19 protein-coding genes are annotated in these 22,462 nt (G+C 66.4%); 6 read left to right on the top strand and 13 right to left on the bottom strand.

The genetic code is table 11. The annotated features are described in order from the left end of the window. Positions 1–218: 218 nt before the first annotated feature. The 3 genes from AC3A3X_RS16455 to AC3A3X_RS16465 all read left to right on the top strand — a co-directional run bounded on the left by AC3A3X_RS16455 (position 219) and on the right by AC3A3X_RS16465 (position 3,880). Positions 219–2,306, top strand: a complete 2,088-nt coding sequence (locus AC3A3X_RS16455; protein ID WP_487584103.1) for an oxidoreductase — start codon at positions 219–221, stop codon at positions 2,304–2,306. Positions 2,307–2,642: 336 nt separating this feature from the next. After that, on the top strand, positions 2,643–3,101 hold the full coding sequence (locus AC3A3X_RS16460; RefSeq protein WP_487584104.1) for a cell wall hydrolase: 459 nt from the start codon (positions 2,643–2,645) through the stop codon (positions 3,099–3,101). 167 nt (positions 3,102–3,268) lie between these two features. Then, positions 3,269–3,880: a glutathione S-transferase family protein gene (locus AC3A3X_RS16465; protein WP_487584105.1), complete on the top strand. Its 612-nt coding sequence runs from the start codon at positions 3,269–3,271 to the stop codon at positions 3,878–3,880. An 84-nt stretch (positions 3,881–3,964) separates the two neighbouring features. Here AC3A3X_RS16465 and AC3A3X_RS16470 read toward each other — a convergent pair whose 3' ends face one another. The 7 genes from AC3A3X_RS16470 to AC3A3X_RS16500 form a co-directional block, all read right to left on the bottom strand. After that, complete coding sequence (locus tag AC3A3X_RS16470) at positions 3,965–4,501, bottom strand: hypothetical protein (protein ID WP_487584106.1); 537 nt, start codon at positions 4,499–4,501, stop codon at positions 3,965–3,967. A 234-nt stretch (positions 4,502–4,735) separates the two neighbouring features. Then, positions 4,736–5,887, bottom strand: a complete 1,152-nt coding sequence (gene prpC / locus AC3A3X_RS16475) for a bifunctional 2-methylcitrate synthase/citrate synthase (RefSeq protein WP_487584107.1) — start codon at positions 5,885–5,887, stop codon at positions 4,736–4,738. Positions 5,888–6,194: 307 nt separating this feature from the next. Next, positions 6,195–7,079, bottom strand: a complete 885-nt coding sequence (gene prpB, locus AC3A3X_RS16480; RefSeq protein WP_487584108.1) for a methylisocitrate lyase — start codon at positions 7,077–7,079, stop codon at positions 6,195–6,197. 216 nt (positions 7,080–7,295) lie between these two features. Then, a complete protein-coding gene (prpE, locus tag AC3A3X_RS16485; protein ID WP_487584109.1) occupies positions 7,296–9,194 on the bottom strand; it encodes a propionate--CoA ligase in 1,899 nt (632 codons plus the stop codon). Between the two features lie 575 nt (positions 9,195–9,769). Continuing rightward, a complete protein-coding gene (locus AC3A3X_RS16490; RefSeq protein WP_487584110.1) occupies positions 9,770–10,756 on the bottom strand; it encodes a malate dehydrogenase in 987 nt (328 codons plus the stop codon). A gap of 162 nt (positions 10,757–10,918) precedes the next feature. Further along, complete coding sequence (locus tag AC3A3X_RS16495) at positions 10,919–12,124, bottom strand: pyridoxal phosphate-dependent aminotransferase (RefSeq protein ID WP_487584111.1); 1,206 nt, start codon at positions 12,122–12,124, stop codon at positions 10,919–10,921. A 401-nt stretch (positions 12,125–12,525) separates the two neighbouring features. Beyond that, complete coding sequence (locus AC3A3X_RS16500) at positions 12,526–13,023, bottom strand: peptidylprolyl isomerase (RefSeq protein ID WP_487584112.1); 498 nt, start codon at positions 13,021–13,023, stop codon at positions 12,526–12,528. A gap of 206 nt (positions 13,024–13,229) precedes the next feature. On the opposite strand from AC3A3X_RS16500, the gene typA reads away from it, so the two are divergent. The 3 genes from typA (at position 13,230) to AC3A3X_RS16515 (ending at position 17,306) form a co-directional block, all read left to right on the top strand. Then, on the top strand, positions 13,230–15,059 hold the full coding sequence (gene typA / locus AC3A3X_RS16505) for a translational GTPase TypA (RefSeq protein ID WP_487584113.1): 1,830 nt from the start codon (positions 13,230–13,232) through the stop codon (positions 15,057–15,059). Between the two features lie 52 nt (positions 15,060–15,111). Further along, positions 15,112–15,585 (top strand): DUF2127 domain-containing protein, encoded by a 474-nt coding sequence (locus tag AC3A3X_RS16510; protein WP_487584114.1) that lies wholly within the window; start codon positions 15,112–15,114, stop codon positions 15,583–15,585. Between the two features lie 101 nt (positions 15,586–15,686). After that, positions 15,687–17,306 (top strand): amidase, encoded by a 1,620-nt coding sequence (locus AC3A3X_RS16515; protein WP_487584118.1) that lies wholly within the window; start codon positions 15,687–15,689, stop codon positions 17,304–17,306. Between the two features lie 273 nt (positions 17,307–17,579). Here AC3A3X_RS16515 and AC3A3X_RS16520 read toward each other — a convergent pair whose 3' ends face one another. The 6 genes from AC3A3X_RS16520 to rpsK form a co-directional block, all read right to left on the bottom strand. After that, complete coding sequence (locus AC3A3X_RS16520; RefSeq protein WP_487584115.1) at positions 17,580–18,968, bottom strand: class II 3-deoxy-7-phosphoheptulonate synthase; 1,389 nt, start codon at positions 18,966–18,968, stop codon at positions 17,580–17,582. A 79-nt stretch (positions 18,969–19,047) separates the two neighbouring features. Then, on the bottom strand, positions 19,048–19,554 hold the full coding sequence (locus AC3A3X_RS16525) for a disulfide bond formation protein B (protein ID WP_487584116.1): 507 nt from the start codon (positions 19,552–19,554) through the stop codon (positions 19,048–19,050). A 260-nt stretch (positions 19,555–19,814) separates the two neighbouring features. Then, complete coding sequence (gene rplQ, locus AC3A3X_RS16530; protein ID WP_200606488.1) at positions 19,815–20,189, bottom strand: 50S ribosomal protein L17; 375 nt, start codon at positions 20,187–20,189, stop codon at positions 19,815–19,817. 212 nt (positions 20,190–20,401) lie between these two features. Next, a complete protein-coding gene (locus AC3A3X_RS16535; RefSeq protein ID WP_158733575.1) occupies positions 20,402–21,400 on the bottom strand; it encodes a DNA-directed RNA polymerase subunit alpha in 999 nt (332 codons plus the stop codon). An 18-nt stretch (positions 21,401–21,418) separates the two neighbouring features. Next, a complete protein-coding gene (gene rpsD, locus AC3A3X_RS16540; protein WP_200606492.1) occupies positions 21,419–22,048 on the bottom strand; it encodes a 30S ribosomal protein S4 in 630 nt (209 codons plus the stop codon). A gap of 14 nt (positions 22,049–22,062) precedes the next feature. Continuing rightward, positions 22,063–22,455: a 30S ribosomal protein S11 gene (gene rpsK / locus AC3A3X_RS16545; protein ID WP_055902370.1), complete on the bottom strand. Its 393-nt coding sequence runs from the start codon at positions 22,453–22,455 to the stop codon at positions 22,063–22,065. Between the last annotated feature and the right edge of the window lie 7 nt (positions 22,456–22,462).

Genomic DNA, 22,462 nt, shown 5'->3' on the forward strand with positions numbered 1-22,462 from the left:
GCCCACGCCCCGCCTTCGGACAGGATGTCCGACGAAGGGGCGGAGCAATCCCCGGCCCGGCGGACGACGCCACTCCGCAGACGAAAGCCCAACACACAACAGCACCAGCAGGTCCCTCACTACGTTCGGGACGACAAGCACACTCCAAACCTTGCTGACGCTTGCCGCCGGCCCGCTTTCCCGGCATGGTGCCGCTTCCGTACGCCAGCGTATTCGCCATGACGGCCGCCAGCCCCCTGAGCTTCGAAAGCACCGCCACTCCGCACCCGCTCTACCCCCGCCTGTTCGAGCCGCTCGACCTGGGCTTCTGCACCCTGCGCAACCGCGTGCTGATGGGCTCGATGCACACCGGGCTGGAGGACAAGGCCGCCGACTTCCCGAAGCTGGCGGCCTATTTCGGCGAGCGCGCCGCCGGTGGCGTCGGCCTGATCGTCACCGGTGGTTTCTCGCCCAACCTGGCCGGCTGGCTCAAGCCCTTCGGCGGCACCCTGCGCTGGCCGTGGGAAGTGCGTCGCCACCGTCAGGTCACCTCCGCCGTGCACGGCCACGGCGGGCGCATCTGTCTGCAGATCCTGCACGCCGGCCGCTACGGTTACAGCCCGCTGCAGGTGGCGCCCAGCAAGCTCAAGGCGCCGATCAACCCGTTCACGCCGCGCGCCCTCTCGGCCGGCGGCGTCGAGCGCCAGATCCGCGCTTTCGTCCGCACCGCCCAGCTCGCCCGCGAGGGCGGCTATGACGGCGTGGAAGTGATGGGCTCGGAAGGCTACCTGCTCAACCAGTTCACCGCCCCGCGCACCAACAAGCGCAACGACGCCTGGGGAGGCGACGCCAACAAGCGCATGCGCTTTGCCGTCGAAATCGTCCGTCGCATCCGCGATGCATGCGGGCCGGATTTCATCATCGTCTATCGCCTGTCGATGCTCGATCTGGTCGACGAAGGCCTGGCATGGGATGAAGTAGTGCAACAGGCGAAGGCCGTCGAAGCGGCCGGTGCGACCTTGATCAACACCGGCATCGGCTGGCACGAGGCGCGCATTCCGACCATCGCCACCTCGGTGCCGCGCGCCGCGTTCACTGGCATCACCGGCCGACTGAAGCCGCACGTGTCGCTGCCGCTGATCACCACCAACCGCATCAACATGCCGCAGGTCGCCGAGCGCGTGCTGGCCAGCGGCGACGCCGACATGGTGTCGATGGCGCGGCCGCTGCTGGCAGACCCGCAGTGGGTCAACAAGGCGCGCGAGCAGCGCGCCGACGACATCAACACCTGCATCGCCTGCAACCAGGCGTGCCTGGACCATGTGTTCGAGAACAAGACCGCCAGCTGCCTGGTCAACCCGCGCGCCTGCGCCGAGACCGAACTCAACTACACGCCGACCACGTCGCCGCGTCGCATCGCCGTGGTCGGCGCAGGTCCGGCGGGCCTGGCCTGCGCGACCGTCGCCGCCGGGCGCGGCCACCACGTCACCCTGTTCGAAGCAGGCAGCGAGATCGGCGGCCAGTTCAACCTGGCCAAGCGCATCCCGGGCAAGGAAGAGTTCCACGAGACCCTGCGCTACTTCGGTCGCCGCATCGCGCAGACCGGCGTCGAGCTGCGCCTGAACACCCGCGCCGACGCGAACACCCTCGCCGGCTTCGACGACGTCGTGCTGGCCACCGGCATCCGTCCGCGCGAAGTCGACTTTGCCGGCGCCGACCATCCCAAGGTGGTCAGCTACCTGGATGTCCTCAGTGGCCGGGTCGTGCCGGGGCGCAAGGTCGCCCTGATCGGCGCCGGCGGCATCGGCTTCGACGTCGCCGAGTTCCTGGTGCACCACCCGGGCCCGACCGACCCCGACGCCGTCGACCCGGCCCGCTGGCGCGCCGAGTGGGGCGTCGACCTGGGTTACGCCGGCGCCACCCGTGGTGGCCTGGCTCCGGCGCAACCGGAGCCGCCCGTACGCGAAGTCTGGCTGCTGCAGCGCAGCCCGGGCCGACCGGGTGCCCGCCTGGGCAAGACCACCGGCTGGATCCACCGCGCCACGCTCAAGGCCAGGAAGGTCCGCATGCTCGGCGGCGTCGAGTACCTCGGGGTCGACGACGAGGGCCTGCACATCCGGGTCGACGGCAGCGACCAGACCCTGCCGGTCGACCACGTGGTGATCTGCGCGGGTCAGGAGCCGTTCAAGCCGCTGGCGGGCCAATTGGGGGGTCAATCTGCCGGCAGTGGCCAGCCGGTCCACGTGATCGGAGGGGCCGATGTGGCGGCCGAACTCGACGCAAAACGCGCCATCGCCCAGGCTTCCCGACTCGCCGCGACGCTGTGACCGGCGCCGGCGCACGGATGCTGAGAGCCTCACGGGACGGGGCTTTCAGCCGCCTGTTCAGATAAAAAACCCAAGACAATCCGATGGTTACGAATTAGCCATTCAGCTGGCATTTATACTTCCGCCGCTACCTTGCGCCAACTTTTCAGCCACCCCCTTGGTGGCGACCCACACCGCCCGCGCCTCCCGCGGTTTAGGTGAAGGGGCAAAAGCGTGCCGCAGAGCCCGCTGCCCTCCCCAGTACGCCATGCCGGTTCGCGCCGCAGTTGCCGTGTTTCCCAACAGGGACGGCGACCGCGCTGCGGAACGGCGCAACGGAGCAAGGAGTCCGATTAGATGAAACTGGCTTGGATCCTGTGGCTGGCCTCTGTGCTTCCGCCGCAAACCGCCGATTCGCTGTGCCTGAGCACCACCGTCTACCTGGAAGCCCGCGACCAGTCCGTGCGCGGCCAGAAGGCGGTGGCGGAAGTGGCCCTGCGCCGCCGTGACAGTGGCCTGTGGGGCAACACGGTCTGTGACGTGGTCACCGCCCGCAAGCAGTTCGCGCCGACCCTGGTGGCCCCGGGCACGCGCCTGACCAACACCGAGGCGTGGGGCGCGGCCGTCACCGTGGCCCTAGATGCCGAGCGCAACTGGGCCCTGCCGCCCGGCCAGCGCAAGGAGATCGTGCCCGGTGCCAGTCACTTCGCCGCCCACGCGATCGCCAGCCCGAGCTGGCGCACCGCCTACCAGGTGGCCACGATCGGCGACCACACCTTCTACAAGGTGCAGTCGTTGAAGCCGCGCCGCACCTGAGGCGCGGCGGCAGTTGTGGGAGCGGCTTCAGCCGCGACAGGTTGCTGCGGCGCCGTCGCGGCTGAATCCGCTCCCACAATGCTTCCATGGAGTGTTGCAGCCGTGGCGTTGAGCACGCGGGACGAGTCGGCGATAGTGGTCGATTCCACGCCCCCGCGGAGTTCGCAATGAAGCTCTACACCAAGCCCGGCGCCTGTTCGACCGCCGACCACATCGCCCTGGAGTGGACCGGCCAGCCGTTCGAGTACGAGATCCTGGACAAGGACTCGATGAAGGCGCCCGCCTACCTGGCGATCAACCCGACCGGCGCCGTGCCGGCGGTGGTCGACGGCGACTTCGTGCTGACCCAGAACGCCGCGATCATGGGCTACATCGCCGACAGCTACCCCGAGACCGGCCTTGCCGGCGACGGCAGCGCGCGCCAGCGCGGCGAGGCGGCCCGCTGGCTGGCCTTCGTCAACTCCGACCTGCACCCGGCGTTCAAGCCGCTGTTCGGCCCGGCGGCCTTCATCGAAGACGAGGGGCAGTACGACGCCGTCAAGGCCACCGCGCGCAAGCGCATCCGCAGCCAGTTCGAAATCGCCGACAGGCAGCTGGCCGGCAAGCAGTGGCTGGCCGGTTTCCGCAGCTTTGCCGACCCGTATCTCTACATCACCCTGCGCTGGGCCGATGGCCTGGGTATCGACCTGGTCGGCCTGGCCAACCTGGCGGCCTTCAGGCAGCGCATGGACGCCGACCCCGGCGTGCAGAAGGCGCTGAAGGACGAAGGGCTGGCCTGAGCCTTCCCCGGCGTCATCGCGAACGCGGTGAGGGATCTGCCTTCAAAAGCAGATCCTTCGCTGCGATCAGGATGACAGGACGGACTAGGCCGTCACCAGAGAGCGCAGGCGCCGCTCCATTTCACCGGCAAAGCCGACGTTGTGGGCCTTGGCCAGGGCCGTGCTCAGGTCCGGCAGCAGCGCCAGCAATTCGTCCACGTCGGTGCAGCGTTCGATCTTGAGCTGCAGGAAATAGCCGCGCAGGCCCAGGTGCTCACGCACGGTTTCCGACATCTGCGTGTACAGCGGGGCGTAACCGCCACCGCCGGCCGTCGACCCGGAGGTGCCCATGGCTACCGTTACAGCGGCAGTGAAGATTTGCCCAGTCACTCGCCCGGGAATCGAGGCAGCCGCCGCGGCCGCCATGGTCTGCGGCACGTCGACCAGCCCCAACGCGAGCAGTTGCTCGAGCGCATCGGGCGGACCGCGCAATCCTGCGATCACGTCGCGCAGTTGCCCGGCGCTGCGCTGGCCATCGACCAGCAGCAGGATCGAACGCAATACGTTGGGCAGTTTGCGCGTGCGCTGCTGGATCTCATCGCGCCCGGCATCGGTCTTGTTCGGCACTTCGTCATCGCGCATGGCTTCCCCTAAAACCATCGGCCACGAAAGGCGTGGTCGACTATGCCATGGGCGGCGGGCCCAGGGGCCGCCCAATTGGGGGGAATCAGACGAAAGGCGAATGACTGGGGCCGGCTGTGCCGCCCTGCCCTCACCCCAACCCCTCTCCCGCAAGCGGGAGAGGGGCTAATGCAGGTCCCTTCTCCCGCTTGCGGGAGAAGGTGCCCGAAGGGCGGATGAGGGCAGCTTTGCGCTTCAGCGCTTGTCGATCGCCACGTACGCGCGATCTTCCGGACCGACGTAGTTCGCGCTCGGACGGATGATCTTGCCGTCCTCACGCTGCTCGATCACGTGCGCGCTCCAGCCGGTGGTGCGTGCGATCACGAACAGCGGCGTGAACATCGGCGTCGGGATGCCCATCATGTGGTAGGCCGATGCGCTGTACCAGTCGAGGTTGGGGAACATCTTCTTGGTGTCCATCATCAGGTTCTCGATGCGCTCGGACACGTCGAACAGCATCTGGTTGCCACCGTCGGCACACAGCTTGCGCGAGATCTCCTTGATGATCGGATTGCGCGGATCGCCGATGGTGTACACCGGGTGGCCGAAGCCGATGACGATTTCCTTGCGCTCCATGCGCGCGCGGATATCGGCCTCGGCCTCGTCGGCGCTGCCGTAGCGGCTGATGATGTCCATCGCCACTTCGTTGGCACCGCCGTGCTTGGGGCCGCGCAACGCACCGATCGCGCCGGTGAGGCACGAATGCAGGTCCGAACCGGTGCCGGCGATCACGCGCGCGGTGAAGGTCGAAGCATTGAACTCATGCTCGGCGTAGAGGATCAGCGACTTGTCGAGCGAGTCGGCATGCAGCGCGCTCGGCGGCTCGCCGTGCAGCAGGTGCAGGAAGTGCGCGGCGACGCTGTCGTCGTCGGTTTCAACATCGATGCGGCGACCGTTGCGGGTGAAGTGCCACCAGTAGATCAGCATCGAACCGAAGCTTGCGACCAGCTTGTCGGCGATGTCGCGCGCCTCGGCAGCGGCGTGGCCTTCGCGCTCGGGCAGCACCGTGCCCAGCACCGAGCAACCGGTGCGCAGCACGTCCATCGGATGTGCATTGGCCGGCACCAGCTCCAGCGCTTCGGAAACGATCGCCGGCAGGCCGCGCAGGCGCTTGAGCTTGGCCTTGTAGGCCTTGAGCTGCGACACCGTCGGCAAGGCGCCGTGCACGAGCAGGTGCGCGACTTCCTCGAACGTCGACTTGGTCGCCAGGTCGTGGATGTCGTAGCCGCGGTAATGCAGGTCGTTGCCGCTGCGGCCGACGGTGCACAAGGCGGTATTGCCCGCGGCGGTGCCGCTCAGGGCGACGGATTTCTTGGCCTTGGGCAGGATCTGTGCCGAGTCACTCATTGCTTGTCTCCTCATTCGGCCACGTCGGCGGGGGATTTTTTGTCCGGTCCCGCCAGGGGCCGTCGTTCTCAGGGATAACGCGGGAAAAGTTGCGGTGTATTGCGTAAACGCGCTGGCCGCCGCGGATCGTGGCGCTACAGCAGGGGGGTAAAGCCAAGTTGCGACGGGCAAGTCGCACGCGACCGTGGCGGGCCAGTATCGCGCCCGTCGCGGTCGCATGGCGGACGGACGCGCCGGCGGAGATAGGGACAGGGGGACTCAACGTCGAGGCCCTGTACGCTCCGTCGGCCGACCACTTCCATTCTTCCTACTTCTCGCGCGCAAACAGCGCGTCGAGCTTGTCTTCGTACGCGTGGTAGCCCAGGTAGTCATAGAGCTCCGCGCGCGTCTGCAGGGTCGGCACGAGGCTCTTCTGCGTGCCTTCGCGGCGCACCGTCTCGTAGAAGTTCAAGGCCGCCTTGTTCATGGCGCGGTAGGCGCCGCAGCAGTACAGGGCGATGTCGACATCGGCCTGGCGCAGTTCGTCGGTGGTGAAGAACGGCGTGGAACCGAACTCGGTCAGGTTGGCCAGGATCGGCACCTTCACGGCAGCCTTGAAGCGGCGGTAATCCTCGAGCGTGTTCATCGCCTCGGGGAAGATCATGTCGGCGCCGGCCTCGACGTAGGCGCAGGCGCGCTCGATCGCCGAATCGATGCCCTCTACCGCGGCCGCATCGGTGCGGGCCATGATCACGAAGCTGCTGTCGGTGCGCGCATCGACGGCCGACTTGACGCGATCGACCATCTCCGACATCGACACCACTTCCTTGCCCGGGCGGTGGCCGCAGCGCTTCTGGCCGACCTGGTCTTCCATGTGCACGGCGGCGACGCCGACGTTGATGAAGGACTTGATCGTGCGACCGATGTTGAAGGCGCCGCCCCAGCCGGTGTCGATGTCGACCAGCAACGGCATCTGCGTGGCGTCCACTATCCGGCGCGCATCGGTGAGCACGTCTTCCATCGTGCTGATGCCCAGGTCGGGCACGCCGAGCGAGTTGGCGGCGACACCACCACCGGACAGGTACAGCGCCTTGTAGCCGACGCGCTTGGCCATCAGCCCGGCGTAGGCGGTGATGGCACCCATCACCTGCAGCGGGGATTCTTCAGAAACGGCGGCGCGGAAACGTGCACCGGCGGAGGCTTGCGAAGTCATGTCATCTCCTGGTTGAGGGGGCATTTTAGGCCACCTCGGCCGGCGGCGTCGGCTTTGCCTGTGCCCGTCATTCCCGCGAAGGCGGGAACCCATGGACGTTGCCCCCTACCCGTCATCCCCGCGAAGGCGGGGACCCAGCGTCGTTGCTCCGGCAGATCGGCAAGGGCAACGACACTGGGTCCCCGCCTTCGCGAGGATGACGGTTTTTTTCATGGTTCACCCGCCCGAATCCGCGCCCCGCTCCAGCGCCCGCCGCACCTCATCCAGTGCACCCGGGTCATCCAGCGTGGACAGATCACCCGGATCCCGGTTCTCTGCCAGCGCCTGGATCGAGCGTCGCAGCAGCTTGCCCGAGCGCGTCTTGGGCAGCGCGTTGACCACATACACCCGCGCCGGCCGCGCCACCCCGCCCAACTGCTCGACCACCCGCTGCTGCATGCTCGCCGCCGCCTGCGCCGCGGACTCGCCGGCCAGCGCCTGCTTCAACGTCGCAAACACCACCGGCACCTGCCCCTTGAGTTCGTCATGCACACCGATCACCGCCGCCTCGGCGACGCTGGGATGCGTCGAGCACGACTCCTCGATCTCGCGCGTGCCCAGGCGGTGTCCGGCGACGTTGATGACATCGTCGGTGCGGCCGAGGATGAAGGTGTAGCCATCCTCGTCGCGGATCGCCCAGTCGAGCGAGCTGTACACCCGTTGCCTGAAATGACTGAAGTAGCTCGAGAGGAAACGCGCATCGTCGTTCCACACCGTGGTCAGGCAACCTGGCGGCAGCGGCGGTTCGATCACCAGCACGCCCTTCTGCCCCGGCGTGACATCCTCGCAGCTGTTGTCGTCGATCACGCGCAGCTTGTAGCCGGGCGTGGGCAGGCCAGGCGAGCCGAACTTCACCGGTTTCATGTCCAGACCCGGCATCAGCGACAGCACCGGCCAGCCGGTCTCGGTCTGCCAGTAGTTGTCGATGATGGTCTTGCCGATGCCGTCGGTGATCCAGTGCGCAGTCGGTTCGTCCAGCGGCTCGCCGGCGAGGAACAGCCAATGCAGCTCCGACAGATCGTGCTTCGTCAGCCATGACGGATCCTGCTTCTTCAGCACGCGGATGCCGGTCGGCGAGGAGAACATCGTGCGCACCCCGTACTGCTCGCAGATGCGCCACCAGATGCCCGGATCCGGGTTGGTGGGAAGGCCTTCGTACAGCACCGATGTCGCGCCGGCGATCAGCGGCCCGTAGACGTTGTACGAATGCCCGACCGCCCAGCCGACATCGGACGTCGAGAACATCACCTGGCCGGCGCGCACGTCGTAGATCGACCACATCGACAACGCCATCGCCACCGCATAGCCGCCGACATCGCGCTGCACGCCCTTGGGCTTGCCGGTGGTCCCGGAGGTGTAGAGCAGGTAGCTGGGTTCATTCGACTCCAGCCACTCGACATCGACCTGCGCACCGTCGTGCTTCGCGCGCAGCGTCGTGTAGTCGACATCGCGGCCGTCGACGATATTGAATCCGGGATCGAGCCCGCGACTGACGACCAGCACATGAGGCGGCGGCGACGCGGCCTCCGCGCAGGCGGCATCGACCAGCGCCTTGTAGGCGATGACCTTACCGCCGCGCATGCCGGCATCGGCGCAGATGAGCAGTTTGGGTTTTGCATCGTCGATGCGCAGCGCCAGGTTATGCGCGGCGAATCCACCGAACACGACCGAGTGCACCGCACCGATGCGTGCACAGGCGAGCATCGCGAATACGGCTTCGGCCATGTTCGGCATGTAGATCACGACGCGGTCGCCGCGCCCGACACCAAGCGACTTGAGCACTGCGGCGAAGGTGTTCACTTCGGCGTGCAGTTCGCGATAGCTGACTTCGCGGGTGACGTGGGTTTCCGACGAGATAGCCACCAGCGCCAGCTGTTCGCCGCGCGCCTCGAGGTGGCGATCGACCGCGTTGTAGCAGAGATTGGTTTCGCCGCCGGCGAACCACTTGCGGAACGGCGGGTTGGAGTAATCGAGGATCTGCTGCGGCGGTTTGTGCCAGTAAATCGCCCTCGCCTGCTCGGCCCAGAACGCCTCGGGCTGTTCGATCGAGCGGCGGTAGAACTCCTCGTAACCCATCGTGGCACCCTCTAACGACTATGCGTTGAGGCTAGCCCCAGGGGCGAAAGGAAGCGTTACGACCTTGGTCGAAAGTCGCAGCCCCCGTCATTCCCGCGCAGGCGGGAACCCAGCGTCGTTGCTTGTTGCTCGCCGAAGACCGTGCAGCCAATCGCCAGCGTTGTCCGCAGGGGCGGGGAGTGCGGAGCAGCGGGACATGGATGTCCCGCGTCCCGCATAAAGACAGGATGTCGTCTGCGGGACGGAGCGCTCCCCGCCCCTGCGGACAACGCCACTCCGAAGTTGGCGCGCTGACGCGTTGACGATTGACGACCGCAGGCAGAGGTTCCACATCTAGCGTCAACGTCAAGGTGGATCCCGGCGTTCGCCGGGATGAAGGTGACAGAGACTGATGGGCTGCGGGCCTGGATCCCGGCGTTCGCCGGGATGACGGTGATAAGACTGCGGGGCTGCGGGACTGGGTCCCGGCGTTCGCCGGGATGACGGGGCGATCGGCAACCTACGAACGGCAAACGAAAAAGGCGGCCCGAAGGCCGCCTTTTTCAGCGCAACCGGCACGAAGCCGGCAGCATCAATCAACCCAGCAGATGGGCAACGCCGGCGCGCTCTTCTTCCAGCTCGGCCAGCGTCTTGTCCATCGCCGCGCGGCTGAACTCGTCGACCGGCAGACCTTCGACGCGCGTGTACTCGCCGTTGGCGGTGGTCACCGGCACGCCATACAGCACGCCTTCCGGAATGCCGTAGCTGCCGTCCGACGGCACGCCCATCGTCACCCACTTGCCGTTGCTGCCCAGCACCCAGTCACGGATATGGTCGATGGCGGCGTTGGCAGCCGAAGCCGCCGACGACAGGCCACGTGCCTCGATGATCGCCGCGCCGCGCTTGGCAACCTGCGGGACGAAGGTGTTGGCGTTCCAGTCGGCGTCGTTGATCTTGTCCTTCAGCGACGCACCGTTGACGGTGGCGAAGCGGTAGTCCGGGTACATGGTCGGGCTGTGGTTGCCCCAGACGACCAGCTTCTCGATGTCGGCCACGGCCACGCCGGCCTTGGAGGCCAGCTGCGACAGCGCACGGTTGTGGTCCAGGCGCAGCATCGCGGTGAAGTTCGCAGCCTTCAGGTCCGGCGCCGACTTCATGGCGATGTAGGCGTTGGTATTGGCCGGGTTGCCGACCACCAGCACCTTGACGTTGCGCGAAGCGACCTTGTTCAGCGCCGCGCCCTGGGCGGTGAAGATCTTGGCGTTCTCCAGCAGGAGGTCCTTGCGCTCCATGCCCGGGCCGCGCGGACGCGCGCCGACCAGCAGGGCGATGTCGGCGTCCTTGAACGCGACCTCGGCGTCATCGGTGCCGACCATGCCGGCCAGCAGCGGGAACGCGCAATCTTCCAGCTCCATCATCACGCCCTTGAGCGCGGCCTGGGCCTTCTCCATCGGCAGCTCGAGCATCTGCAGGATGACGGGCTGGTCCTTGCCGAGCATTTCGCCGGAAGCGATGCGGAACAGCAGCGAGTAGCCGATCTGGCCGGCAGCACCGGTAACGGCAACGCGGACGGGGGTCTTCATGGTTGACTCCAAAGTAAAACGGGAACTGGGAACGGGGAACAGGGAGTGGCAAGCAGCAACGGCGGAGACGTGGAGAGCGGAAGACAGGATTTCGGCTAGCGGGAGTGAAGCGACCTCATGCCCACACTCCCCGTTCCCTGGTCCCTGTTCCCGCTCTTCGCTCTACGCAAGTTCGGCGAAGAACTCTGCAAACCGCTGCAGGCCCGGAGCGAGCTGCGGCGTCGGGCAGGTGTAGCTGATGCGCAGCGCGCGCGGCTCGCCGAACGCCGAGCCCGGCACGCAGGCCACGCCCTTGGCTTCCAGCAGCGCGTTGCAGAAGTCGACGTCGTTGCCGATCTTCGTGCCGGTCGGACCGTGGGTCTTGCCGAAGGCGACACTGATGTCCGGGAACACGTAGAACGCACCCTGCGGACGCGGGCAGATCACACCCGGGATCGAATCCATCACCGCCATCACCTGGTCACGCTTGGCCTGGAACTCGGCGCACTTGGCCGTCGGCACGTCCTGCGGGCCCGACAGCGCGGCGACCGCAGCAGCGCTGACGATCTCCGGGATGTTGGTGATGTGGTTGGAGTTCATCGTCACGATCGACTGCGCGACCGCTTCGGGACCGGCCATGAAGCCCACGCGCCAACCCGGCATGCCGTAGGTCTTGGACAGCGAGTCGATGAAGATCACGCGCTCGCGCAGCTCCGGACGGGCATGCACGAAGTTGTGGTAGCCCAGTCCGTCGAACACCATCCGGTTGTAGATGTCGTCGGTGATGACCCAGGTGTCCGGGTACTTGGCGACGACGTCGGCCAGCGCGTCGATCTCTTCCTTCGAATAGACCATGCCGGTCGGGTTCGAGGGATTGTTGAACAGGAACACCTTGGGCTTCTTCGCCAGCGCGACATCGAGCTGCGCCGGCGTGAGCTTGTAGTCCTGCGAAGCCGGGCACGGCAACAGGTCGACCTTCGCGTTGACGATGTCGGCGATGTCGAGGTAGCTCGTCCAGTACGGCGTCGGGAAGACGATAGTGTCGCCTTCGTCGAGCAGTGCCTCGGCCAGGTTGTAGATGACATGCTTGGCGCCGATGCCGGTGGCGATGTTGACGCGGCCGTAGCCGGTCAGGCCGATCTTCGCCATGTGCTCGATGAAGGCATCGAGCATCGCGTCGGCACCGCGATTGCTGCCGTACTGGCCGCTGTCCTTGCTCAGCGCATCACGCGCTGCGGCATAGACATGCTCGCCGGGGAGGAAGTTGGGAACACCAATCGAGAAACTGATGATGTCGCGGCCTTCGGCTTTGAGCCGCTTGGCCTTCTCGGCAACCTGCATGATCGCGCTGGGCTTGGCGCGACCGATGCGCCGGGCAAGCTGGGGCATCGCGGGAACCTCTGGGAGTCGATGTGGGGTCGCTGTGGGCGGCACGACGAGCAGCCGCCAGAGCCCGCGAATGTTAGCACGGAGGTTTGTGGCGGCTCGTTGCACGAACGAGTCAAAACGCCCCGCCGGACCGACATCCCAGCCTCCACACCCTGTCATTCCCGCGAAGGCGGGAACCCAGCGTCGTGGCCCTTGCCGTCAGCCCAGCAGAGCAACGGCGCTGGGTCCCCGCCTTCGCGGGGATGACGGGTCATAAGCCCCTGAACGCAACCACCCGCCTCCCCGTGACCACAAGCCCCTTTAGTAAAGGGGCTGCGCGGCAGCGCGGGGATTTGGAGGCTTATGGCGTGGGGCCCAAGGTTCGCACAGCGAACCTTGGGGAGTAATCCGGCATTACCGGATTACTTCGCGTCGAGCGTCTTGTTCCACTCGGCGACGCGGTCAGCCTTGGCGGCCAGCACGGCGGCGGCATCGCCCTCGATCTTGACCGACTTGATCGTGTCGCCCTGCTTGACGCTGTCGACGATCTGCTGGCCTTCCAGGACCTTGCCGAAGACCGTGTGCTTGCCGTCCAGCCACGGGCACGGGACATGGGTGATGAAGAACTGGCTGCCATTGGTGCCCGGGCCGGCATTGGCCATCGACAGCACGCCGCGCTCGTGGCTCAGGCCATTGCGGGCCTCGTCCTCGAAGCGGTAGCCGGGGCCGCCGGTGCCGGTGCCCAGCGGGCAGCCGCCCTGGACCATGAAATCGTTGATGACGCGGTGGAAGCTCAGGCCGTCATAGAAGCCGCGCTGGGCCAGGTTGACGAAGTTGGCGACCGTCAGCGGCGCCTTGTCGGCGGCGAGTTCGATGCGGATCGGGCCGCGGTCGGTGTCGAAGGTGGCGATCAGGCTCATGAATCCGTCTCCTGGGACGTGTTCGGGGGGATTACGGTAAAAAAGCGGGGGCAAAAAGCGTTCAGACTTGCCGTCCAGATGGCGACGGCCCGGGCCATAGACAAGGGTACTTGCAGCGCCTCCAGCTGAACAGGCAGAGGTCATCATTGACAGGTATAATGCCCGGCTACCTCCTCGCCCGAGTGCCGGTCTGCCGGCCTTTTCGCATGTCCATCGAACGCCTCCGCAATATCGCCATCGTCGCCCACGTCGACCATGGCAAGACCACTCTCGTCGACTGCCTGCTCAAGCAGTCGGGCACCCTGTCTGAACGCACGGTGCTGGCCGAGCGCGCGATGGACAGCAATGACCAGGAAAAGGAACGTGGCATCACGATCCTTGCCAAGAACACGGCCATCACCTGGCAGGGCAACCGCATCAACATCGTCGACACCCCGGGCCACGCCGACTTCGGCGGTGAGGTCGAGCGCGTGCTGTCGATGGTCGACTCGGTGCTGATCCTCGTCGACGCGATGGACGGCCCGATGCCGCAGACCCGCTTCGTCACCCAGAAGGCGTTCGCGATGGGCTTCAAGCCGATCGTGGTCGTCAACAAGATCGACCGTCCGGGCGCCCGTCCTGACTGGGTCATCGACCAGGTGTTCGACCTGTTCGACAAGCTCGGCGCCACCAACGAGCAGCTCGACTTCCCGATCGTCTACGCCTCGGCGCTGCACGGCTACGCCAGCCTCGACGACAGCGCCCGCGATGGCGACATGACCCCGCTGTACGAAGCGATCATGAAGCACGTCGCGCCGCCGCAGGTCGACCTCGACGGCCCGTTCCAGATGCGCATCAGCCAGCTGGACTACAGCAACTTCGTCGGCCTGATCGGCATCGGCCGCATCCAGCGCGGCAAGGTCCGCCGCAACATGCCGGTCAGCGTGATCGACCGCGAAGGCAAGAAGCGCCAGGGCAAGGTCCTGCAGGTGCTGGGCTTCATGGGCCTGGAGCGCCTGGAGACCGAGGAAGCCGAGGCCGGCGACATCGTCGCCATCTCCGGCGTCGCCGACCTGTCGATCTCCGACACCGTCTGCGCCCTCGACACCCCGGAAGCGCTGCCCGCGCTGACCGTCGACGAGCCGACCATCTCGATGACCTTCCAGGTCAACAATTCGCCGTTCGCCGGTAGCAAGGAGCTCAGCGGTGGCAAGTTCCTGACCAGCCGCCAGCTGCGCGAGCGCCTGGAGCGCGAGACGCTGCACAACGTCGCGCTGAAGGTCGAGGAAGGTTCCGACCCGGACAAGTTCCTGGTCTCCGGCCGTGGCGAGCTGCACCTGTCGGTGCTGATCGAGAACATGCGCCGCGAAGGTTTCGAGTTGGCCGTGTCGCGTCCGGAAGTGATCATCAAGGAAATCGACGGCCAGATGATGGAGCCGGTCGAGCAACTGGTGGTCGACATCGAAGAGCAGCACCAGGGCGGCGTCATGGAGAAGCTGGGCATCCGCAAGGGCCAGCTGAAGAACATGGAGTCCGACGGCAAGGGTCGCGTGCGCCTCGATTACATGATCCCGGCCCGTGGCCTGATCGGTTTCCAGAACGAGTTCCGCACCCTGACCCAGGGCTCGGGCCTGCTGTTCCACGTGTTCGACCATTACGGTCCGAAGGAAACCGGCGCGATCGCCAAGCGCCAGAACGGCGTGATGATCGCCAATGCCCCGGGCACCACCCCGGCCTACTCGCTCGGACCGCTGGAAGAGCGCGGCCGCCTGTTCGCCGCCGAAGGCGACCAGGTGTACGAAGGCCAGCTGATCGGCATCCACTCCAAGGACAACGACCTCACGGTCAATGCCATCAAGCCCAAGCCGCTGACCAACATGCGCGCCTCGGGCAAGGACGACGCCATCAAGCTGACCCCGGCGATCAAGTACTCGCTGGAGCAGGCCCTGGACTTCATCGAGGACGACGAGCTGGTCGAAGTCACCCCGAAGGAAATCCGCCTGCGCAAGAAGTTCCTGACCGAGTCGGACCGCAAGCGCGCCTCGCGCGCGGCCTGAGCCACCAGGCAACAGTACGCACCGGCACGCACCAGGGCGTCGACTCGCCAACATGACCGACGCCCAGCACCACTACAACCCGGATCCGCACGCGCATCCGGGTCTCCATGTCATCGCGATCTTCGAGGCCGCCAAGGGCCTGCTGGCACTGCTGGCAGCCAGCGGCCTCGAACTTCTCGGGCCGGCGCCGCTGCTGCGCTGGCTGCATGAGCTGATCGCCCGATTCCAGCTCGACCCCAACGAAGGCGCCCTGGCCTGGTTGAACAAGGTCATCAACCCCGACGGCGTGCACCTGGCCGCCGCGGTGGTCTTCGCCTACGGCCTGCTGCGCTTGCTCGAGGCCTGGGGCCTGTGGCGGGCCAAGGCCTGGGCCTCCTGGCTGGGCTGCATCAGCGCCGCGATCTACCTGCCCCTGGACGTCTACGCCGTGTACCACCATCCCGGCTGGACCTCGTGGGCGGTCCTGGCCGTCAACTTGATCGTCGTCGCAGTGCTGGCACGCGATCTGGTCAAGCGTCGCCAATAGGGCTGACGGCGGTTCAGTTTCGCGTATGCTCGGCGACGGCCATCCGCGACCGGGGAATCGCAATGCGCTCTTTGCCTGTACCGATGACGTTGTCCGTGGCGATGATGATCGCCTTGTTGCCTGCCTGCCAGCGCGCAGCCGCGCCTGATGCGGGTGTCGCTGCGTCCAAGCCGGCAATGGCAGTGGCATCGGCGAATGCCGGTCCCGCGCCTTCCCGCTTCGCGTTCGCCGAGGTCGGCATCGCCGAACTGCAGGCACGCATGGAACGCGGCGAACTCAGCAGCCACGCGCTGACCCAGGCCTATCTCGACCAGATCGCCGCCATCGACGATGCCGGCCCGCGACTCAATGCGGTGATCGAGACCAATCCGGACGCACTCAAGGAAGCCGACGCGCGCGACGCCGAGCGCAAGGCCGGTCGCGTCCGCGGCCCGCTGCACGGCGTGCCGATCCTGCTCAAGGACAACATCGACGCCACGCCGATGGTGAACTCGGCCGGCTCGCTCGCACTCGCCTCGCACCACCCGCGCACCGACGCATTCCTGGTCGCACGCCTGCGCGAATCCGGCGCGGTGATCCTGGGCAAGACCAACCTCAGCGAATGGGCCAACTTCCGTTCCTCGCGCTCGAGCTCCGGCTGGAGCGCGCGCGGTGGACAGACGCGCAACCCGTACGCGCTCGACCGCTCGCCGTGCGGCTCCAGTTCCGGCAGCGGCAGTGCCATCGCCGCCAGCCTGGCCGCCGCCGCCATCGGCACCGAGACCGACGGCAGCATCATCTGCCCGTCCTCGGTCGCCGGCCTGGTCGGCATCAAGCCGACCGTCGGCCTGGTCAGCCGCAACGGCATCATCCCGATCTCGCACAGCCAGGACACCGCCGGCCCGATGGCGCGCAGCGTCGCCGATGCGGCGGTGCTGCTGTCGGCCATCGTCGGTCGCGACGACGCCGACCCGGCGACCGCCGAAAGCACCGGCCGGGCGATGTTCGACTACCACGCCCGGCTCAACGCCGACGGCCTGCGCGGCGCGCGAATCGGCGTGTTGCGCAAGGCCATGGGCTTCCACCCCGATGCCGACGCCGCGCTCGAGCGCAGCATAGAAGCCATGCGCAAAGCCGGCGCGGAAGTCGTCGACGTCGAGATCGCGGGCGCGGGCAGCTGGAACGAGCCGGAAATGGACGTGCTGCTGTACGAGTTCAAGCACGGAGTCGACGGCTACCTGTCGCGCAGTGGCGCACAGGTGACCTCGCTGGCCGGCCTGATCGAATACAACCGCAAGAATGCCGGCAAGGAAATGCCCTACTTCGGCCAGGAGCTGTTCGAACGCGCGCAGGCCAAGGGTCCGCTCGATGAGATCGGCTATATCGAAGCGCGCAGCAAGGCGCGCCGCCTCGCTCGCGCCGAAGGCCTGGAGGCGACGTTGACGGCGAACAACCTCGACGCCGTGGTGGCGCCCGCCACCGCACCGGCGTGGCTGATCGACCCGGTCAACGGCGACCACTTCCTTGGCGAAGGCTACGGCGCCGCTGCGGTCGCTGGCACGCCCAGCATCACCGTGCCGATGGGCGACAGCTTCGGCCTGCCGATCGGCATCATCTTCATGGGCCCGGCCTGGAGCGAACCGCGTCTGATCGAACTTGCGTATGCGTTCGAGCAGAAGACCAAGGCGCGCAAGGCGCCGCAGTTCCTGGCGACGGCTGCGATCGGGAACAGCAAGGGCTGAGTTCCACTGAGGTCCACACCCAAGTCGTCATCCCGGCGAAAGCCGGGATCCAGGCCCGTAACCCATGGACCTTGTCACCGTCGTCCCGGCGAAAGCCGGGACCGACCTTGCTCGTCATTCCCGCGAAGGCGGGAACCCATGGACGTTGCACTTGCTTTGAGCAAAAGCAAATGGATCCCGGCTTTCGCCGGGATGACGGTGACAGGACTGACGGGTCGCGGGCCTGGATCCCGGCGTGCGCCGGGATGACGCTGAGGGGCTTCCGCCCCCCCCTTACGCCGGCGCCGCGATCTGCGCCTGCTTGCGCACGATCAGCATCGCAATCTCCAGCGCCTGTTCGTAGTTCAGGCGCGGATCGACCGTCGACAGATACGCCCGCTCCAGATCGCTCTCGGTCAGCTCGCGCGCACCGCCCAGGCACTCGGTCACATCCTCGCCCGTCAGCTCCAGATGCACGCCACCCAGGCGCGTACCGGCCGCGGCATGCAACTCGAACGCCTGCTCCACCTCACTGCGGATGTTGCGGAAGCGGCGCGTCTTGTAGCCGTTGCTGGTGCTCTCGGTGTTGCCGTGCATCGGATCGCACACCCACAGCACGCGGCGCCCGTCGCGACGCACCGCATCGAGCAGCGGCGGCAGCTTTTCGGCGATGCCGGTCGCGCCCATGCGATGGATGAAGGTCAGGCGGCCCGGCTCGTCCTCGGGGTTGAGCAGGTCGATCGTGCGCAGCAACTGGTCCGGCGTCACCGACGGGCCGACCTTCAGCGCGATCGGGTTGCGGATGCCGCGGAAGTATTCGGCGTGGGCGCCATCCACCGCCGCGGTGCGCATGCCGATCCACGGGTAGTGCGTGCTGAGGTTGAACCAGCCCCAGTGGCGCGGCACCTGCCGCGTCAGCGACTCTTCGTACGGCAGCAGCAGTGCTTCGTGCGACGTGTAGAAATCAACCCGGTTGAGGTTGTGCACTTCCGAGCCCGACAGCGTCTCCATGAAGCGGACCGCGTCGCCGATCGCATTGACCATGCGCCGGTATTCCTCGGCCAGTTCGGAGTGACCGACCCAGCTCAGGTTCCAGTATTCGGGGTGATGCAGGTCGGCGAAACCGCCGTCGATCAGGGCACGGACGAAGTTCATCGTCATCGCCGAACGCGCATGCGCCTTGATCATCCGGCGCGGATCCGGTGCGCGCGCGGCGGCGGTGAACTCCGGTGCGTTGACCATGTCGCCGCGGTAGCTCGGCAACGTCAACTCACCGACCGTCTCGGTGTCGGTCGAACGCGGCTTGGCGTACTGCCCGGCGAAACGCCCCACGCGCACCACCGGCTTGCGCATGCCGTGGACGAGCACCAAGCTCATCTGCAGCAGCACCTTGAGGCGGTTGGAGATGACGCCGGAGCTGCAGGCCGAGAAGCTCTCGGCGCAGTCGCCACCCTGCAGCAGGAAGCGCTTGCCTTCCTGCGCTTCGGCCAGCTGCTGCTTGAGCGAGAGGATCTCCCACGACGTCACCAGCGGCGGCAGGTCGCGCAACTCGGCCAGTGCCGACTCGAGCGCGTCCGCGTCCGGATACTGCGGCAACTGCATCGCAGTGCGATTGCGCCAGGACTGGGGAGCCCAGTCGGCGGGCAGGTTCACGGCGCGGAGGTTGCGATCGGGGCTGGGCATGACACGGAATGCTGCAATGCGGCGAACCACTATGGGCGCTAGCCAGGCGCCCTGCAACCGTTACAGCGGCAACAGTGGCCTAGCGGCGACGGAACGCCGCGTATCCGGCCCAGATCGCCAGCAGCACGAACCAGACCAGGCTCCAGGTCGGCATCGACAGGCCGAGGAACGACCAGTCGACATTGGCGCACTCACCCGATCCGGTCATCACCTTGCGGATCACGCCGGTGATCGGCATTGCTTCGAGCATGTAATCCAGGCCCGGGCCGCACGACGGCACCTGGTCCGGCGGCAGGTGCTGCAAGCGGACGTGATTGCCGGCGACCGCGATGCCACCCAGTGCAGCCAGGAGCGCCGCGACACCATAGCCACGGCGACCGCTCACGCCTTTGGGCGCGTGCAATGCACCGAGCAGGAACACCAGGCCCATCACGAAGAACGCCACTCGCTGGAAGATGCACAGCGGACACGGTTCGAGACCATCGTGGAGCTGGAGGTAGAACGCGAAGCCCAGCAGGCCGGCGCAGGCGAGGAATCCGAGCAGGAACTGGATGCGGAACGAGCCGCGCAGGATGGCATTGGTCATGTCGCCAAGCTTAACGGCGATGCGTGGGCGCAGCTACCCGGTCTGGCGCGCTGGGCACACCGTTTGTCGCAGCCATTTCCCGTCGTTCCCGCGAAGGCGGGAACCCAGGGGCGTTGCTTCTGTCCGGCCTTCGGCAAGGAACCACACCGCTTCAACGACGCTGGGTTCCCGCCTTCGCGGGAATGACGACATCAGCGCATCCCAAAAACAAAACCCCGGCACTGGGCCGGGGTTCTGCAGAACACTTTGCGCGCGGGAGATTACTCCGCAGCGGCTTCCGGACGGTCGACCAGCTCGACGTAGGCCATCGGCGCATTGTCGCCAGCGCGGAAACCGCACTTGAGGATGCGCAGATAGCCGCCCGGACGGGACTGGTAACGCGGGCCCAGGGTGGTGAACAGCGTGCCCACGGCTTCCTTGTCGCGCAGGCGCGAGAAGGCAAGGCGGCGGTTGGCAACGCCATCGACCTTGGCCAGGGTGATGAGCGGCTCGGCAACGCGACGCAGCTCCTTGGCCTTGGGCAGGGTGGTGCGGATGAGGCCGTGCTTGATCAGCGAGGCCGCCATGTTGGTGAACATGGCATCGCGGTGAGCACTGGTGCGGCTGAACTTACGGCCGGCTTTCTGGTGGCGCATGGTCGTGATTCCTGATGAATGTTGATTCGTTGAACTTCGCTGTCGCCATCCAGGCGTTGACACAGTGGACTGCGGGTGGCCCGAACCGACCCTCCGTGGCCGGCTTGCCGCGAGCCTTCAGGCTCGTCGGTGCATTGCTTCTTGCAGGCGTGCTTGTTGCAAGCCACAGGCCGCACCCAAAGGTGCGGCCTGTCTGGAACCGAGCGTTACGCTCAGCCCATCATGCCGTGCTGGGCGATGCCAGCGGGCGGCCAGTTTTCCAGCTTCATGCCGAGCGAAAGACCGCGCTGGGCGAGGACTTCCTTGATCTCGGTGAGCGACTTCTTGCCCAGGTTCGGCGTCTTGAGCAGCTCCACTTCGGTCTTCTGGATCAGATCGCCGACGTAGTAGATGCTCTCGGCCTTGAGGCAGTTGGCCGAACGCACGGTGAGCTCGAGGTCGTCGATCGGACGCAGCAGGATCGGGTCGATGCCGCTGGTGGCCGGCTTCGCCGCACCGCGATCGCGGTGGGTGAAGTCACCGAACACCGACAGCTGGTCGGTGAGGATGTCGGCCGCGGTGCGGACGGCTTCCTCGGCGTCGATCGTGCCGTTGGTCTCGATGTCCAGGACCAGCTTGTCCAGGTCGGTGCGCTGCTCCACGCGGGCCGCTTCCACGGCATACGCGACGCGGCGGACCGGCGAGAAGCTGGCGTCCAGCATCAGGCGACCAATGGCGCGGGTTTCCTCGTCCGGGCGACGACGAGCGGCGGCCGGCTGGTAGCCGAAACCACGCTCGATCTTCAGACGCATGTTGAGCGCGGTGTCCTTGGTCAGGTGCGCGATCACATGCTCGGTGTTGAGGATCTCGACGTTGTGGTCGGTCTTGATGTCACCGGCGGTGACAATGCCGGGGCCCTGCTTGGCGAGCGACAGGGTCGCCGACTCGCCGGTGTGCATGCGGATGGCGACGTCCTTGAGGTTCAGCAGAACCTCGAGGACATCCTCCTGCAGGCCTTCGACCGTGGTGTACTCGTGCAGCACGCCATCGATCTCGACTTCCGTGATTGCGAAGCCCGGGATCGACGACAGCAGCACGCGGCGCAGCGCATTGCCGAGGGTGTGGCCATAGCCACGCTCCAGCGGCTCGATCACGACCTTGGCACGGTTGCCCGTAAGGCGTTCGATCTGGGGGCCGCGCGGGCGCAGCACCTGGTTTGCGGTAACCGTCATGTTGTGGCGTCTCCTGGATTACTTCGAGTACAGCTCGACGATCAGCGCTTCATTGATGTCTTGCGGCAGGTCAGCACGATCCGGAACAGCCTTGAACACACCAGCGAACTTCTTGCTGTCGACTTCAACCCACGACGGCGAGAGGTCCATCTGCTGCGCCACGGTCAGGGATTCCTGCACGCGGAGCTGCTTCTGGGCGCGTTCGGCCAGCGCGATCGCGTCGCCAGCCTTGACCTGGTACGAAGGCAGGTTGACCGACTTGCCGTTGACCGTGACGCCGCGGTGCGAAACCAGCTGGCGGGCGGCCGGACGCGTCACCGCGAAACCCATGCGGTAGACGACGTTGTCAAGGCGGGTCTCGAGGAGCTGCAGCAGGTTTTCACCCGTGTTGCCCTTCTTGGTCGAGGCCTTCTTGTAGTAGTTGCGGAACTGACGCTCCAGCAGACCGTAGATACGCTTGACCTTCTGCTTCTCGCGAAGCTGGGTGGCGTAATCGGACAGCTTGCCCTTGCGGGCGGTCGGGCCATGCTGGCCGGGCTTCTGCTCGAGCTTGCACTTGGAATCAAGTGCGCGAGCGGACGACTTCAAGCCGAGGTCGGCGCCTTCGCGACGAGCGAGCTTACAGGTGGGACCAATATAACGAGCCATTTTTCTTCAGCTCCTCAGACGCGACGCTTCTTCGGCGGACGGCACCCGTTGTGCGGGATAGGCGTCACGTCGATGATGTTCATGATCTTGTAACCGACGTTGTTCAGCGAACGAACGGCGGACTCACGGCCCGGACCCGGACCCTTGATGCGCACTTCCAGCGACTTCACGCCGTAGTCGAGCGCAGCACGGCCTGCCTTTTCGGCAGCCACCTGGGCGGCGAACGGGGTCGACTTGCGGGAACCGCGGAAACCCGCGCCGCCCGAGGTCGCCCACGAGAGCGCGTTGCCCTGGCGGTCGGTGATCGTGATGATGGTGTTGTTGAAAGAAGCGTGGACGTGGGCGATGCCGTCGGTGACGACGCGCTTGATCTTCTTCTTGGTTTTGGCAGCAGCCGGCTTAGCCATGGTCTGT

The organism is Lysobacter sp. Soil_N_23 (genome assembly GCF_057656135.1).